Genomic DNA, 16,755 nt, shown 5'->3' with positions numbered 1-16,755 from the left:
GCAAGGCGCCGGACACGGGCGAGGCAGAAGTAGGCGCGCCGGGCGGAGGCCCCACAGAAGTGGGCGTCGCGAGGCAGGAGGCCCGGCAGAAGTGAACTGCGACGACGAGCGCGGCGACGGCTCGAGACATGGCCGACGGAACCGGACCGATCCCCAAAGCATGAGGTCGAGCCGAAGCAGCGGCGGATCATGCGGCCGGCGCCGACCCACGAAGCCGGACCACAACGGCTTCGGCGCCAAGGGGTCAAGCGAAGCGGAGCGTCAGCTCAACCCACCGAACAGAGTCGTCACCGACCCGTCATCGAAGACCTCACGAATCGCCCGAGCCAGCAACGGCGCGATCGACAACACGGTGATCTTGTCCAGCCGCTTCTCCGGCGGAAGCGGCAGCGTGTTCGTCACGACCAGCTCCGAGATCCGGCTGTTCTTCAACCGCTCCGTCGCCGGGTCCGACAGCAGCGCGTGCGTCGACGCTACGACCACGTCCGCCGCACCGGAGTCGAAGAGGATGTCGGCGGCCTTCGTGATCGTGCCGCCCGTGTCGATCATGTCGTCGACGACCAGGCAGACCCGGCCCTCGACCTCGCCGACCACGCGGTTGGCCACGACCTGGTTCGGCTTCAGCGGGTCGCGGGTCTTGTGGATGAACGCCAGCGGGCAGCCGCCCAGCCGGTCGGTCCAGCGCTCCGCCACGCGTACCCGGCCGGAGTCCGGCGCCACCACTGTCATCGGGCGGCCCGCGAACTTCTTCTGCACGTGCTCGGCGAGGATGTCCATCGCGAAGAGGTGGTCCACCGGGCCGTCGAAGAAGCCCTGGATCTGCGCGGTGTGCAGGTCGACGGTCAGGATGCGGTTGGCGCCCGCGGTCTTCAGCAGGTCGGCGACCAGCCGGGCCGAGATCGGCTCCCGGCCGCGGTGCTTCTTGTCCTGCCGCGAGTACGGGTAGAACGGCAGCACGACGGTGATCCGCTTCGCCGACCCGCGCTTGAGGGCGTCGATCATGATCAGGGTCTCCATGACCCACCGGTTCACGCCCTCGGTCACCGACTGGACCACGAAGGCGTCGGAGCCGCGTACCGAATCCTTGAACCGGACGAAGATCTCACCGTTCGCGAACTCGTACGAGTCCGACGGCGTCGGGGCGACGCCCAGCACTTGGCCGATCTCCTCGGCCAGCTCCGGGAAGCCCTGCCCGGAGAAAAGCATCAAACTCTTACGGTTCTCCGCGACGATGCTGCCCATGGGCTCGTCCGCTCCCGTGGTTCGAGGGGTTAGTCACCTGAAGTATTACCCGTGGCCGCCCGGAGTCCACGTGCCGGATCCGCGTCGTGGGATGCCTCACCCCAGCTTGCGCCGCGGCCGACTTGGTGTCCTACTCCGTGGACCCGGTCTGCTGCCCGGCCGCCTTCTCCGCGGCCTCGGACGACACCGTGCCGGGCCGCTTCCGCGCCGTCCAGCCCTCGATGTTGCGCTGCTGCGCCCGCGTCACACCCAGGTTGCCCGCCGGCACGTCCTTGGCGACCGCACTTCCCGCCGCGACGTACGCACCCGGCCCGATCTCGACCGGCGCGATCAGCACGGTGTCGCTGCCGACGAACGCGGCCTCGCCCACCGTCGTGTGGTGCTTGTTGACCCCGTCGTAGTTGGCGAAGATCGTGCCCGCGCCGATGTTCGACTTCGGTCCGATGGTCGCGTCACCGACGTACGACAGGTGCGGCACCTTCGCGCCGGCGCCCAGCTCGGCGTTCTTCGTCTCGACGAACCCGCCGACCTTCGCCTTGCGGCCCAGCCGCGTGCCCGGCCGCAGGTACGAGTACGGCCCCACGGACGCGTCCGGCCCGATCTCCGCCCCGATGGAGTGCGAACGCAGCACGGTCGCGCACTCCTCGACGATCGTGTCGGCCAGCGTCGTGTCGGGGCCGATCACGGCGCCCGTCGCCACCTTCGTCGCGCCCTGGAGCTGGCAATTCTGGTCGATCACCGCGTCCGGCTCCAGCGTCACCGTCACGTCGATCCAGGTCGTCGCCGGATCGAGAATCGAGACGCCGGCCCGCATCCACGCCGTGTTGACCCGCTCCCGCAACAGGGCACGCAGCCGCGCCAGCTCGGCGCGGTCGTTGCAGCCGAGCGTCTCCTGCGCGTCCGCCGCGACGTGCACGCCGACCGGGTGCCCCACCGAGGCCAGGATGCCGAAGACGTCGGTCAGATACTCCTCGCCCTGATCGTTGTCGGTCGACAGCTTCCCGAGCGCCTCCCGCAGCAGCGTGGCGTCGAAGACGTAGATGCCCGCGTTGATCTCCCGGATCGCCCGGACCTCGGCGGAGGCGTCGCGCTCCTCGACGATGCGCTCCAGGTTGCCGTCGGCGTCGCGCACGATCCGGCCGAGCCCGGTCGGGTCGGCCACCTCGGCAGCCAGCACGGTCGCCCCCTTGCGCGTCGCCTCGTGCGCGGCGACGAGCGCCTCGACCGTCTCCGGCCGCAACAGCGGCACGTCGGCATTGAGCACGACGACGGTGCCGGCGGCCTCGGGAATGGCCTCGAGCGCGATGCGTACGGCGTGACCGGTGCCGTTCTGCTCGGCCTGCAGCACCGGGGTGGCGCCGGGGGCGATCTCCGCCAGATGCGCGCGCACCTGGTCGGCCTTGTGCCCGACGACCACGACGGTGCGCGTGGCCTGCGCGGCCTCGGCGGCGTGCAGGACGTGCCCGAGCAGCGTGCGGCCCAACAGCGGGTGCAGCATCTTCGGCGTGGCGGACTTCATCCGCTTGCCCTCACCGGCGGCGAGGACGACGACGGTACGGCTCGGGGCCTGGCTCACGCGGGACTCCATTGTTCGCAGTGTGGCAGTGAGAGAACGCGGCACCAACTCAACCGCAGACAGAGAGCTCCCGGGAGAGGATTCGAACCCCTATAATCACAACCAAAATGTGACGTCCTGCCCTTAGACGACCCGGGAGGGCAAAGCGGACATAACGACAGGGTCATGCACGCGGGCTACATCGTAACCTGCCCGCACGAGTCCGGCGCACCGGCGATCCCTTGCATCAAGCCCTCGACCGTCCAGTAGAGCTGTCGGGAATCGGGCACCCTGATGACAAGGCACCCGCGATAAGGATCCCCGACGTTGTGCCGGACCGTGGACGGATTGTGCGTCTTGAGGGATGGGCGCCGGAAAAGCTCGAACGGCACCCCCACGACATCGGCCCACCACCGGCCCGCCGCCACCGCGTCGGCGGACTCGTGGATGCTCAGACGATAGGTGAGCTTCATCCGGTCCTCGCCCAGAAGCTCCACGAACCGGAGGAAGAGCGATATCAACACCGGGTCACTGTTGATGAAGATGACGCGGCAGTCGTTCGGCCGCCAAGGCTTTGCCTTCTGACCTTCACACCAGTAGGCGGCCGCTCCGAGGAGACGGACTTCGCGGTCGGAGAGAGAGCCGACCCAGGTCGCCGCCTCCTCGTTGATTGCGGCGCGGTCGGCGTCTCGCTTCTGCCTCAAGGGCTCCCAGCGGGTCTCTGAGATCCGGCGCGAGTGCGCACTGCGGCGCTCGTGGGCACGCTCCGAGGTTGCGTCGAGGGGAATGTGCCGCACCCAGAGATACGCCGTCGATTTGGCGACGCCGAGCTTCGTAGCGATCTCCGGGACGGTGAGACCCTCACGCCGTAGGGCGATGGCCTCGTTGCGCAGGTCATCCTTCGCGTTGGGCCGGCGGGTCCATTCGGGAGTGGGTTTGTTCCAGAGCCAGGCCGCCATCGTGTCGCGGCTGACGCCGAAGTGGGTGCGGAGCTGAGCCAGGGACATCCGGGTTTCCGCGCGCAGCCGTCGAGCCTCCACCGCACGAGGATCCCCTTCCGGGGGTGTCTGCATGTAGGTACATTACCGTGTACCTACAACTCGATGTCAACGCTTCGGATGTGCCTTCAGGAAGTTCCAGATGGTCGGGGTCGCGGCGAGGGCCGTCGAGGGAGGGTCGAGGTGCAGGACGCGTTCGGCGACGGGGGCTCGGCGGGATCCCGGCCATTGGTGGCCCGCTCCCGCGATCGTGATGAGCTCCACCGCGCGCCCCTCCGGGCAGGTGGCCAACGACGTCGTGACGGCTCCGGCTTTCGTGACCGTGGGTGCCGCGCACGCGTCGGTGCGGCGCCAGGTTTCGATCAGGGACGGTACGGAGGGGCCGTCGATCTTCACGGGCAGGCGGCCCCTGCCGTTGTTGCTGCGACGGCCGGGGCCTCCGGCGTACGGGATAGTGCGGTCGTCCTCGCCGTGGATGTGGATGATCGAGAGCCGTGCCGGGCTGGGGCACTTGTTGATCATTGTGCCGGCGACGGGGGCGATGGCGGCGAAGGTGTCGGTCTCGCAGGCGAGGCGGTAGGCGAGCATGGCGCCGTTCGAGATGCCGGTCGCGTAGACGCGGTGCGGGTCCACTCCGGGCACCGCGGCGACGAGCTGGGTGATGAAGGCGACGTCGTTCACGTTGTCGCGGGCGGCCACGCCGCAGCAGTCGGGGCTCGCGTTCCAGGTGCGGTTCACGCCGTCGGGGTACGCGACCACGAAGCCGCCCTTGTCGGCCTCGGCGTCCCAGCCGTACGACATCTCGGCCTGCCTGCCCGTCCCCACCGCGCCGTGCAGCACGACGACCAGCGGCGCTCCCGGTCGAGCCGTGGCGGGCCGGTACAGCAGGTAGGTGCGCCGGCGGCCGTCGACGGTCAGCGAGGCACTCGACTTGCCCACCGGCAGCGATGAAGCCGCCGGCGAGGAGGAGGAAGGCGAAGAAGAAGCGGACGATGCCGGCGCAGACGGCGAAGCCGTGGAGGGAGCCGGCGAAGACGGCGGCGCGGACGGCGGGGGCGCGGGGCGGTCCCGGCCGGTGCAGCCCGCGAGCAGCAGCAACAACAGCGCGGCGAAGGGAGCGAGCAGGCGCTTCATGGCACCACCGTCCATCAGAGATGTTCGAGGAACGTACGGGTCAGGTCAGGAAAGCGGGCGGGCCCCGGAGAGGCCCGCCCGCCGTGGGGTCAGCGCTTGTTCATCTCGATGAGCTCCCAGCCCCCTTCAGGCTTGATGTCGTTCTTCTCGGTACGCAGGTTCATCGGGTTCGCCATGCCGATGTAGAGCCCGCCCTTGCCGTTCGGGATCATGTTGCGGATGCCGTAGTTGAGGTAGTTGCCGAGGCCGCGCGTGTTGACGGCCTGGGCGGGCGAGTTCGAGTCGGTGAACATGTAGAGGTCGCCGCCGAACTTCGCGGGGCTGATCAGGGGCATGTGCCAGTTGTCCGGGTCGGCGAGTGCCTTGCGGGCCCGCTTGTTGACGGGTGCCTGCGGGGCGGCGCCGGCGAGGAGGTCCTTGACCAGGTAGCTCCAGTCCATGGTGCCGACGAAGAGCTTGTTGTCGACCACGGTCATGCGCCAGGTGTAGTTGTTGAACAGGTAGCCGAAGCCGGACTTGCCGTACAGGGGCTCGAAGTTGGTGGACTTGTCCGACCACGTGGAGGTGGCCGGGTCCCAGGCGGGGAGCGTCTTCTCGCCGTACACGAGCTCGATCTTCTGGGTCGGCAGGCCCAGGTCCTTGGCGCGCCAGATGCTGACCGCGCGCTGGGTCTTGACGGCCTGGTCCTTGGCGGCCTGGTCGGTGGCGGGCGGGTAGACCTTGGCGTGGACGGTGCTGGACTTCATCGGGACGTGCATGGTGCCCCAGTAGACGTAGCCGTCGAACGCGGCGATGCCGCCGCCGCCGTAGGTGGCCGAGACGACGCGGTCGGGCTCGTACTGGCGGGCGTTCCAGACCTGCTTCCACCCGGCGCGGTCCTCGTCGTTGAGGCCGGGCAGCCCGTCGGCGAGCTTGGGGCTGATCCAGAGGCCGGCGAGCATCGCCGCGCTGGTGGGCTGCTCGGCGGGCCAGCTGGTGGCGGCGATGCGGCCGTCGTAGACGGTGAGGTCGGCGGCCTGCACGGGCAGGCTGGCGACGGTGGTGAAGTCGAAGGGGCGGGTGGTGTCGCCGTTCCAGCGCCAGACGGCGCCGCCGGCGGAGCCGTTGCGGCCGATGCCGACGCCCAGGTAGAGGGCGTCGTCGGCGACCAGGAACGTACGGATGTTGCCGTAGTCCGGGAAGTTGACCGAGCCGAGGTACTCCTGGGTGGTGGCGTCGAAGGCGAACATGTTGAGCGTGTTCTCGAGGGCGGGGCCGCCGAGGAGAACGACGTTGCCCATGTGGCCGGCGGCGCGCAGGCCGATGGTGTGGGACAGGCGGGTGGCGTCGTCCGGCGACTTGGCGCGGATCTCGGCGCTCTTGTTGACCTGCTTGCCCGTGGTGACGTCGTACGTCCACACCTCGGGCGCGCGCATGTCGCCGAGGTAGTCGGGGATCGCCGGGTCGTTCTTGTGGGGCTGGCTCTCGCCGTACTCGCAGGTCCAGTTGTCGTTGGCGGTGGGTTTGACGTAGTCGAGGGTGGCGCCGCTGACGAGGCAGTGCACGTTGGCGCCGGTGCCGAACCAGATGGTCTGGTCGACCTGGGTGAGCCCCCAGACGTACGCCTGGTTGACCTTGGGCTTGCCGCTCGCGCAGGGCGGGCCCGCGGGGTAGGCCTGGCCCACCGCGACGAAGCACTCGTCGGGCTTGGCCTTGGCGAGGAGCTTGAACTTGTACTGAGGGATGGACGGGGCGGCGGCGGCCGGCGAGACCGCTGCGCCGGCGGCGACGAGGGCCACGGCCCCCGCCGCGAGGAGCCTTCTTATATTGACCACTTTGGATTCCTCTCGGAGACGCCGCATGCGCCCGTCGCGGGGGTCCGCGAGGGCGCACGAGGGATGAAGTGGGCGAGCGGCGTCGTGGGATGCGCCGCCCGCCCACGCCTGGGGGTTACCTGCAGGGCGCGGTCAGCTTGATCAGCTCCCAGCCGCCTTCGGGGACGTCGTCGGCCGGATCGGTCCGCAGGTTCATCGGGTTGGCCATGCCGAGGTACAGGTTCGGGCCGTCCGGGATCATGGTGCGGACCCCGTAGTTCAGGTAGTTGCCGAGGCCGGTCCTGCTGACCGGTTCGGCCTTGTCCGACGTGGACGGGAACATCCACAGGTCGCCACCGTATCCAGCGGGATCAATGGGCGGGACCAGTGACTCGGCGGTGATGTCCTGGACGATGTAGCTCCAGTCCATGGTTCCCACGTAGAGGCGGCCGCCCGCCACGGCCATCCGCCACGTGTAGTTGTTGAACGGGTTGTCGAAGCCCGACTTGCCGTACACCGGGGTCCAGCCGGTGGGCACGGACGCCCAGGTGGCGGTCGCCGGGTCGTACGCGGGCAGCGCCGTCGCCCCGTACAGAAGCTCGATCTTCTGGGTCGGCAGCCCCAGGTCCTTGCCGCGCCAGAGGCTGAGCGCGCGCTGGGTGTTGGCGACCTGGGCCTGCTTCGCCTCGTCGGTGGTCTGCGGGTAGACCTGCTGATGCACCTTCGTCGACTTCAGCGGCACGTGCATCGTTCCCCAGTAGAGCCAGCCGCCGAACGACGCGACACCGCCGCCGCCATAGGTCGCGGCGACCACACGGTCCGGCTCGTACTGGCGGGCGTGCCAGACCTGCCGCCAGCCGGCCGCGTCCTCGGGGTTGAGGCCGGGCAGGCCGTCGGTCAGCGGCGGACTGATCCAGACGCCGGCGAGCTGCGACGGGGACGCCGGCTGGTTGGCCGGCCAGCTGGTCGCGGCGATCCGCCCATCGTGGTACGCCAGGTCGGCCGCCTGCACCGGCAGGTTCGCGACCACCTCGAACGTGAACGGGTTCCGCACGCTGCCGGTCCAGCGCAGCACGCCACCGCCGGACGAGCCGTTGGTGCCGATGCCGACGCCCAGGTACATGGCGCCTTCCGCGACGAGCAGGGTACGGATGTTGCCGTACTGCGGGAGGTTGACCGAGCCGAGGAAGCGCTGGGTGCGCGCGTCGAAGGCGAAGAGGTTGAGCGAGTCGTTGAGCGCGGGGCCGCCGAAGAGGACCACGCCCCCGAGCGTGCCGGCGGCGCGCAGGCCGATGGTGGTCCGCAGCCGCTCGGCGTCGTCGGGGCTCTTGGCGCGGATCTCCCCGCTCTTGTTCACCTTCTGCTTCGTCCGCGCGTGGTAGAGCCACACCTCCGGGGGCCGCTGGTCACCGATCTCCGCGGGCCAGTCCGGGTCGTCGCGGACGGTCTGGCTCTCGGCGTACTCGCAGACGTAGTCGTCGTTGACCACCGGGGTGTAGCTGTCCAGGGTGGCGCCGCTGACCAGGCAGTTCACGTTGGCGCCGGTGCCGAACCAGACGTCGGCACCCACCTTCGTCAGCCCCCACACGTACGCCTGGCTGACCTTGGCCTTCCCCTCGGCGCACGGCGGACCGGGCGGGTACGGCTGGCCGATCCCGTTGAAGCACTCGTCGGGCGCCGCCTTGGCGAGCAGCTTGAAGGAGTAGGAGCCGTCCGCCGCGGAGGCGGGTACGGCCGGGACGGTCAGGCCGAGCAGGACGACGGCGGCAACGGCGACAGCTCTCACGAGTGCGGTCCTCTCACGAGGCGGATGAGCTCCCAGCCGCCCCCAGCGCGCAGGTTCATCGGGTTGGCCATGCCGACGTACAGGTCGTCGCCGTCGGCGACCATGTTCCGGATGCCGTAGTTGAGGTGGTTGCCGAGCCCGCGCACGTCGACGGCCTCGGCGGGCGCGTCGGCGGACGGGAACGTCCACAGGTCGCCGCCCCAGCCGGCCGGGTCGGTCGGCGGCGCCTGGTCGGAGAGGTCCTGGACGATGTAGCTCCAGTCCATGGTTCCCACGTAGAGGCGGTCGCCCGCGACGGCCATCCGCCACGTGTAGTTGTTGAAGCTGTTGCCGAAGCCGGACTTGCCGTGGCGCGGGGTCCAGCCGGTCGGCGCGGCGGTCCAGGTGCCGGTGTCCGGCCGGTACGCGGGCAGCACCGCCTCCCCGTACAGCAGCTCGATGCGCTGCTGCGGGGTGCCGAGGTCGCGCCCGCGCCAGATGCTCGTCGCCCGCTGCGTCATCCGGATCTGGGTGCGCTTCGCCTCGTCGGTCGGCTGCGGGTACGCCTTCTGATGCACCTTGGTGGCCTTCAGCGGCACGTGCATGGTGCCCCAGTAGAGCCAGCCGTCGTACGCCGCGACGCCGCCCACCCCGTACGTGTCCCTGATGAGCGGGTCGGTCTCGTAGGACCCGGCGTTCCACACCTGGGTCCAGGCACCGCCGTCCAGCGGCAACGGCGGGCTGCGCCACACCCCGCCGCGCTGGGCGTCGGAGGTCGGCCGGGCCGTCGACCACGTCGTCGCGTAGATCCGCCCGTCCTGGTACGCGAGGTCGGCGGCCTGCGCGGGCAGGGTGGCGACCTTCTCGAACAGGAACGGGGTGATCCGGTTGCCGCGCCAGCGCAGCACGGCCCCGCCGAAGCTGCCGTCCGGGCCGATGCCGGCGCCGAGGTACAGGCTGCCTTCCGCGGCGAGGAACGTCCTGGCGTTGCCGTACTGAGCGAGGGTGCGCGAGCCGAGGAAGCGCTTGGTGACGGCGTCGAAGGCGAAGACGTTGAGGGTGCTGCTCAGCGTGGGCCCGGCGAGCAGGACGACACCGTTCAGGTTGCCCGCGGCGCGCAGCCCGAGAGTGCGACGCAGGCGGGTGGCGTCCGCCGCGGAGGCGCCCATGACGGTGTCGGAGCGGTTCGTGAGGCTGCCGGTGGCGGCGTCGAAGAGCCAGACCTGCGGCGGCCGCACGTCACCCAGGGCATCGGGCACGGTGGGGTTGTTCTTGGCCACCTGGCTTTCGCCGAACTCGCAGACATAGTCCGCGTTGACCACCGGGTTCGCGTCGCCGAGGCTGGAGCCGCTGGTCAGGCAGTGCGTGTTCGCGCCGGTGCCGAACCAGACCTGCCTGCCGACCCGGGTCAGGCCCCACACGTACGCCTGGTTGACCTTCGGTTGGCCCTGCGCGCACGGCGGCCCGGCGGGGTACGGGTTCCCGATGCCGGCGAAGCACTCGTCCGCCGCCGCCTTGCCGATCAGCTCGAAGCTGTAGGTGTCGGGCGCGGTCACGGGAGTGCCGAGCAGCACCGCCGTCACCAACCCGGCTAAGGCGTTCATGCCGGCACCGCCACGGGTTCCGGCCGGCGCACGCGGTGGGCGACGGAGGCGGCCCAGCCGGCCGGGTCGGCGAAGCTCAGGAACTCGGCCAGCCGCGTCAGCTCCGCGACCGGCTCACGGACCAGGTCCTCGTACGCCATCTCGTGCAGCTGCGCCGGCCGCTTGTCGATGAGCGCCTGGTCGGCCTGGCTGCTCATGAACGCGCAGAGACCCAGGAACCGCTTGCCGTCGCCGCCGCGCTCGTGCAGGACCTCGGGGCTCAGGTTCTCCGGCAGGAAGCGGCGGACCTCCTCGGGCACCTCGTCGCCGGGCGCGACGGCGAACGGGTCGATGCCGTACTTGCCGATCGACTCGATCCGCATCTGCACGAGCTGGAAGAGCGAGTGCTTGCTCATGGAGGCGGCGCTGGGTGCCCAGTCCCGGGTCAGGTGCACGATCTTCGCGGTCGGGAAGTTCGCCAGCAGGGCCGGGGTCACCTGGCTGGAGCCGCCGGACCGCTCCACCCAGCGCTTCTTGCCGGTCAGCTCGGTCAGCAGGTCGAGGAACGCCTGGTGGTGCGCGCCGACGGCCTGCGTGGGGAACGCCTTGACCAGCGGCGCGAGCCGGTCGAAGAGCGCATCCGGGTCGTCGGTGAGCTTGGCGAGCGTGATGGCGAGAATGCGCGGCAGGTTCACCAGGTCGTCGTTCCAACGGCCGGACGCCGGGTAGCGCACCTCCTTGGGCGGCAGGCCGATGCGGAACAGCACCTTCAGCTCCGGCTTGGGACTGCTGAGCACGTCCCAGTACTGCGGGCCGGTGATGACCTCGCTGCTGCGGTTCCACGGGGCGACCAGCATGAAGAACTCCTGCGCCGAGCAGGTCTCCGGCTCCTCGTGGATGAGGTCGGACAGCAGGGTGGAACCACAGCGGCCGTTGCTGATGATGATGGCGCGGTCCATGAACTCTCCTAGTGCACGCGGGTGGCCAGCCAGGGCAGCACCTCGGCGCGGACCTGGTCGGGAGCCTTGATGAGCAGGGTGTGCTTCTGACCGGCCACGACGACGTGCCGCGACTGCGGGACGAGCCGGGCGGTCTCCTCGGCGAGCTCCTGGACCGCCGAGTCGGCGCCGTACAGGCACAGGACGGGGCAGGTGATCGCCGTGAACGCCGCGGGATCGGGCAGGGCGCTGGCGGGCAGCTGCTCTCCGATGTCGGTCTCGGCGAGCAGCGCCGACGCGTCACGCACCCGCCGGGCGAACAACGGCCGGCTGTGGGTCACCACGTCCGCGTCGGCGAGCGTCTCGGCGGCGCGGGCCAGCCGCCGGGCCATCCGGGCGAACCAGGTGGCGGTCGGCGGCGCGGACTCGATCGTCACGATGCCGGCGACCCGGTCCGGGTGGCGGGCCGCGTACGTGAACGCGACCGTGCCACCGAACGAGTTGCCGAACACGTACACCGGCTCGGTCACGGCCCAGTGCGCGAGCAACGCCTCCAGATCGTCGACGAAGTCGTCCAGCCGGTAGCCCGTGGCCGGGCGGGCGCTGCGGCCGTGCCCGCGCAGGTCGTACAGGAGGACCCGCATCCCGGCCTCGGCGAGCGGGTGGACCAGCGTGAGGAACCAGCTCGCCATGCTGTCCGAGGTCATGCCGTGCACGAGCACGACGGTGCCGCGGTGCTCGCCGATCGGCGCGACCTCCTGCACGTGCAGGTCGACGCCGTTGGCCCGGACCATGCTCATCTGCCGGCCGGCACCTTGTCGAGGGAGTCGGCGATGTACTCGACGAGCTGGCCCACCCGCAGCTCCCCCACCGACTCGACGTCGAGGCCGGAGACGAACAGCGCGAAGTTCACGGAGCTGCCGTAGCGGGCCTGCAGCCGCCCGGCGAGCGAGACGACGTCGATGCTCTCCATGCCGAGGTCGTCGCGGAAGGTGGTGTCCATGGTGATCTCGGCGTCGTCGCCGAAGTCGCCCAGCACCGAGCGCAGCATCGAGGCGACGTCGGCGAGGACGGCGTTCTGGTCGGAGGGCATGGCGGTGCTCCTTAGTTGTCGGCGGAAGTGGTCCAGGCGACGACGTAGCGCCGCGGGGGAAGATCCGGCGGGTTCTCGATCTCGCGCCAGGCGACCCGGAGGACCCGGTCGCCGACGCTGACGGTGCCGTCGGCGAGGGAGACCACGAACCGGCGCGGTGCGCCGTCGAGCCCCGTGCCCAGCGCCTTGCCCGCCGCCTCCTTCGCCGCCCAGAGCCGGGCGAAGCTGCGGTCGTCGGTGAGCTGCGCGCGTTCGGCGTCGGTGAGCGCGTACCGGAGGGTGCTCTCGTCGCGCGGCACGATCTCGACCACGTCGATGCCCACCTCGGCACCGGCGGGGCCGGCGATGGCGACCCCCACCTCGGCGGTGTGGGCGATCGACACCGCGCACTCCACCAGGCCGCGGCCCGGGCGCAGCTCGACGTACGGCCGCCCGCTCGGCTCGTTGCGCACGGTCAGCTCGATCGGGTACACGTCGGTGTGCCCGGCGTCCCACTGCCGGAACCGGACGGCGTCCTTCGCGGCGATCCGCCCGAGCATCCAAGGGTTGCGCTTGGCGGCGGGCATCCGCTCGTACTCGGCCGCGGCCTCGCCGCCGAGGATGCCGCGCGCCGCCATGCCCCGGGTGACCAGGTCCGTCCAGGCGTCGAAGACCACGGTCCAGCCGCCGTCCTGGCGCTGCGACATCGGGTACTTCTCCGGGAACCGCTCGCAGGCCCGCGCGGTCGGATGGCTGTCGAACCGCCGGTCGGTCGCGCCGTCGATCTGCGCCCACACCCGGCCGCCCACCGACAGCTGGGTGTCGGCGACCAGCTCGCCGTCGGTGATCCGGCGGACCCGGGCCACGCACTCGAACGCGGTGCCCGGCTCCGGCGCCGGGCCGTAGAACTTCACGTGCCGCAGCGCCACCGGCAACGCCACCGTCCGGAACGGCTGGGTGGTGATGAGCCAGTTGCCGATCAGCTGCAGCGCGTTGTCGAGCAGGGCGCCGGGCGGCGTCGGGGCGGTGACGACGCCGCGGACGTGCATGTCGCCGAGCGCGTGCACCGCGGTGACGCCCTGGAACAGCGGGCCGTGGAACATGAGCCGCTCGGCGTACATCCGCTCGGCGCTCGTCGTCGGCGGCACCTCGGTCGCCGGGTCGTGCGTCCACGGGCGCTCCGCCGGCTCGGGATACGCCGCGGCCAGCTCCACGGTGGAACGCGCGTAGCCGCCGAAGATCACCGTGACCGTGTCGGGCCCGGCCCGCTTGACCGTGATCTCGACCCGCTGCGGCGGCGCGGCGATGAGCCACCGGTTGAACTTCGCGTCGCGCACGGCCACGGCCCTGAGCCCGGGGACGGCTCGCTCGGCGGCGTCCATCATGTGCTGCACCACGGTCGTCGCGGGCACCACCGGCCAGCGGTCCTCGACCCTCGGCCAGTCGTCCGGCTGCACGAAGAAGCAGTGGTCGCGCAAGTAGGGCATGGTCTCCACGGAGACCTCGAGGGTCGTTCTGAGGAGTTCCGCTTCCTCCTTCTTATGTACGGTTACCGCGTCGCCTGACACCGATGATCCGTGCCCAGCGGGTAGCCGCGCCGGTGCCGCTGCCGGGCTTGCCGGCGGCTGCGTCGCGGGTCGTTGCCGAGGAATGGCCGGCCGGGCGGGGGCCGGGGCCGCCGCCCACCCGGCGGCCGGGGCGGTCGGCCGGCTCACGGCCGGGTCGGCCGGGCTGGTCGGCCGGCTTACGGCCGGGGCGGCCGGGGCGGGTGGCCGGGCGGCGGTCCGGGTTGCTGCGGCGTTCATGACGGTCACCGCGTCGCTTGCGGTCTCCTGGAGGAGCGCTGCGAGTTCGGCTGCGGCCTTCGAGGTGCCGGCCATGCGGCTCAGCGCCGACAACGCCGCGCTGTGCGCGTCGGCATTGCTGGGTGCGGCCTGCGCCGGCACGCGGGGTGCCGAAGGCTGCTGCGTCGGCGGTTGCTGCGTCGGCGAGATGCCGAGGAGCTGGTCGGCGCCGTCGCCGAGCTTGACCAGGGGGCCGCCCAGGTCCAGGCGGACGGACGGGCCCTTGCGCTCGGACGGTTCCGCGACCGTGCGGGCCTTCGGCGCGGCCGCCCTGGTCGGCGCCGGGTCGAGGACCGCCATGTCCGGGTCACCGCCGTCGACCCAGAGAGCCGTCGCGACCCGGCGCAGCTGGGCCAGGCCGTCACGGCGGGAGACGTTCACCGGCATGGCGAGGTGCTCCCGGTCGCGCAGGTTGTCGTCGATCAGCGAGGCGAGCTGGCCCGCGCCCATCTGCAGGAAGACCCGGATGCCGTCGGCGTACATGGCGTTGACCGTGCGGCGGAACCACACCGGCTCGATCATGTGCCGGATGAACAGCTGGTTGACCTCGTCCGGGTCGGCCGGGAACGGCGCCGAGATCGTGCCGGACCAGACGGGCACCTCGGTCGGCTGCACCTCCCAGCGCCCGAGCGCCGCCCCGATCGCCTGGAGTCCCTCGGCGAAGACCGGCGTGTGGAACGCCGAGCGGAACGGCAGGAGCTGGCACAGGATCGTCCGGGCCCGCAGGCCGTCGACCAGGCGCTGGACCTGCTCACGGGGGCCGTTGACGACGCACTGGTTGGGGGCGTTGTCGTGGGACAGCACCACGCCCGGGTAGTCGCCGAGCAGCGGGGTGACCGTCTCCATCGCCGCGCTGATCGCCGCGAACGCGTACCCGGAGACCTCGACGCTGTCGGCGTCGAAGAGGCCGAGGAACGCGTCGACGCCCCGGGTGCTCATCTGGCCGGTGACCGCCGCCGCCGTCCACTCGCCGATGCTGTGCCCGGCGACGGCGTCCGGGCGTACGTTCATCCGGCGCACCGCCGTGTCCAGGAGCTTGCCGACCTCGACCAGGCCGCTGCCGTGGTGGCCGAGGTCCTCGGCCGTCCACTCGCGGTGCGGCAGCCCGAAGTGGGCGGCGATGTCCGCGGTCCGCGGCGCGAACTCGGCCTCGACGCCGGGGAAGACGAACGCCAGCTTGCCGCCGCCGGGGCCGAGCAGGGGTCGCGGCGTGAACCAGACGTCGCGGCCGCCGCGCCACGGTTCGCCGCGGGCCACCATCTTGCGGGCGATGCCGAGGCGCTGGTCGGTGGGATCGACCAGGCCCAGGCGTACGGGTCCGCCGTCACGCGCCCGTGGCAGGTCACGCACGTCGTCGCGCTCCAGCAGCCGGGCCAGCTCGGCGGTCGAGGACGCGGCGAGCCAGACGATGCGCTCCGGTTCGGCGACCATCACGGGCGCGGCGCTCGCGTACTGCTCGACGATGACGTGGGCGTTGACCCCGCCGAAGCCGAACGCGTTGACGCCGGCGCGGCGCGGGCCGGTGCTCCGCCACGGCTGCGCCGACGCGATCGGCTGGAAGCGCGTCTTCGCCATCTCCGCGCGCGGCTTGGTGACGTTCAGGGTGGGCGGCAGCACGCCGTGGTAGACGGCGAGCGTGGCCTTGATCAGCCCGGCGACGCCGGCGGCCGGCATGGCGTGCCCGATCATCGACTTCACCGACCCGATCACCGGCTTCTCGCCGCCGGTGTGCGGGCCGAACACCTCGGCCACCGTGGTCAGCTCGGCGGCGTCGCCGGTCGGGGTGGCCGTGCCGTGCGCCTCGAGCAGGCCCAGCGCGTCGGGGGCGGTCGGGTCGAGGCCCGCCATCTCCCAGGCTCGCCGGATCGCCAGCGCCTGACCGGAGCTCGCCGGGTTGAACATGCTGGCCGAGCGGCCGTCGCTGGAGGTGCCGCTGCCGCGGATCACCGCGTACACCCGGTCGCCGTCGCGCTCGGCGTCGGCCAGGCGCTTGAGCACCACCATGCCGGTGCCCTCGCCGATCAGCACCCCGTCCGCTTCGGCGTCGAACGGCCGGATCTCCCCCTTGCGGCTCAGCGCCTGCAGCTGGCTGAACACCGACCAGAAGCTGATGTCGTGCACGTGGTGCACACCGCCGGCCAGCACGGCGTCGAGCCGCCCCTGGGCCAGCTCGGTGATGCCCTGGTCGACAGCGATCAACGAGGACGCGCACGCCGCGTCGATCGTGTACGCCGGCCCGCGCAGGTTCAGCCGGTTCGCGACCCGCGACGCGGCCAGGTTGGGCACCAGGCCGATCGTGCCCTCCGGCTGATGCTTGCCGAGCCGCTCGTCGATGCGGTCGCGCAGCAGGCCGAGGCGGTCCTCACCGAGGTCCGGCATGAGCTCGCGCAGCAGGCTGATGACCTGGCTGGCCATGCGCACCCGGTTGGCGTAGCGGGACGCGGCGGGGTTGAGCAGGCCGCCGCGGCCCAGGATGACGCCGACCCGGTCCGCGTCGGGCATCCGCTGTGCGCCGCCCGCGTCGGCGATGGCCGCCGCCGCGACCTCGAGCGCGATGAGCTGGTCCGGCTCGATGTCGCCGACCGAGTTCGGCATGATGCCGAACTTCAGCGGCTCGAACACCGCCTGCTCGTCGAGGAAACCGCCGCGGCGGGTGTAGAGCCGGTCGGGCCGGTGCGCGTTGTCCGGGTCGTAGAACAGCGCGTCGAAGCGGTCCTCCGGCACGTCGGTGATCAGGTCCTTGCCGTTGACCAGGTTCTCCCAGTACTGGCCGAGGGTGGCGGCGCCCGGGAAGATCGCCGCCATCCCCACGATCGCGATCTGCTCCACGC

11 protein-coding genes and 1 tRNA gene are annotated in these 16,755 nt (G+C 71.2%); all 12 read right to left on the bottom strand.

Translation table 11 applies throughout. From position 1 onward, the window contains the following. Positions 1–261: 261 nt before the first annotated feature. Complete coding sequence (locus AB0J80_RS02405) at positions 262–1,242, bottom strand: ribose-phosphate diphosphokinase (protein WP_364699397.1); 981 nt, start codon at positions 1,240–1,242, stop codon at positions 262–264. A gap of 130 nt (positions 1,243–1,372) precedes the next feature. Next, complete coding sequence (glmU, locus tag AB0J80_RS02400; protein WP_364699395.1) at positions 1,373–2,818, bottom strand: bifunctional UDP-N-acetylglucosamine diphosphorylase/glucosamine-1-phosphate N-acetyltransferase GlmU; 1,446 nt, start codon at positions 2,816–2,818, stop codon at positions 1,373–1,375. Positions 2,819–2,885: 67 nt separating this feature from the next. Next, a tRNA-Gln gene (locus AB0J80_RS02395) sits at positions 2,886–2,956 on the bottom strand. A gap of 38 nt (positions 2,957–2,994) precedes the next feature. Beyond that, on the bottom strand, positions 2,995–3,870 hold the full coding sequence (locus AB0J80_RS02390; RefSeq protein WP_364699393.1) for a helix-turn-helix domain-containing protein: 876 nt from the start codon (positions 3,868–3,870) through the stop codon (positions 2,995–2,997). Positions 3,871–3,903: 33 nt separating this feature from the next. After that, complete coding sequence (locus AB0J80_RS02385; protein ID WP_364699391.1) at positions 3,904–4,929, bottom strand: PHB depolymerase family esterase; 1,026 nt, start codon at positions 4,927–4,929, stop codon at positions 3,904–3,906. Positions 4,930–5,018: 89 nt separating this feature from the next. Then, positions 5,019–6,707, bottom strand: a complete 1,689-nt coding sequence (locus AB0J80_RS02380) for a hypothetical protein (protein WP_364699389.1) — start codon at positions 6,705–6,707, stop codon at positions 5,019–5,021. Positions 6,708–6,858: 151 nt separating this feature from the next. Next, positions 6,859–8,508 carry a hypothetical protein gene (locus AB0J80_RS02375; protein ID WP_364699387.1) on the bottom strand — a complete coding sequence of 550 codons (1,650 nt, stop codon included), beginning with the start codon at positions 8,506–8,508 and terminating at the stop codon, positions 6,859–6,861. Next, a complete protein-coding gene (locus tag AB0J80_RS02370) occupies positions 8,505–10,091 on the bottom strand; it encodes a hypothetical protein (RefSeq protein ID WP_364699385.1) in 1,587 nt (528 codons plus the stop codon). Before AB0J80_RS02370 ends, AB0J80_RS02375 begins: the two co-directional genes overlap by 4 nt. Continuing rightward, positions 10,088–11,029, bottom strand: a complete 942-nt coding sequence (locus AB0J80_RS02365) for a hypothetical protein (protein ID WP_364699383.1) — start codon at positions 11,027–11,029, stop codon at positions 10,088–10,090. Before AB0J80_RS02365 ends, AB0J80_RS02370 begins: the two co-directional genes overlap by 4 nt. A gap of 8 nt (positions 11,030–11,037) precedes the next feature. Next, positions 11,038–11,808 (bottom strand): alpha/beta hydrolase, encoded by a 771-nt coding sequence (locus AB0J80_RS02360; RefSeq protein WP_364699381.1) that lies wholly within the window; start codon positions 11,806–11,808, stop codon positions 11,038–11,040. Next, positions 11,805–12,101, bottom strand: coding sequence for an acyl carrier protein (locus AB0J80_RS02355; protein WP_364699379.1), 297 nt, complete (start codon positions 12,099–12,101; stop codon positions 11,805–11,807). Before AB0J80_RS02355 ends, AB0J80_RS02360 begins: the two co-directional genes overlap by 4 nt. Positions 12,102–12,112: 11 nt before the next feature. Continuing rightward, positions 12,113–16,753: a beta-ketoacyl synthase N-terminal-like domain-containing protein gene (locus tag AB0J80_RS02350; RefSeq protein WP_364699377.1), complete on the bottom strand. Its 4,641-nt coding sequence runs from the start codon at positions 16,751–16,753 to the stop codon at positions 12,113–12,115. Positions 16,754–16,755 lie beyond the last annotated feature (2 nt).

The organism is Actinoplanes sp. NPDC049548 (assembly GCF_040676695.1).
In the GTDB taxonomy this organism is placed as follows: domain Bacteria; phylum Actinomycetota; class Actinomycetes; order Mycobacteriales; family Micromonosporaceae; genus Actinoplanes.
This window is presented reverse-complemented; position numbering and strand designations above follow the sequence as displayed.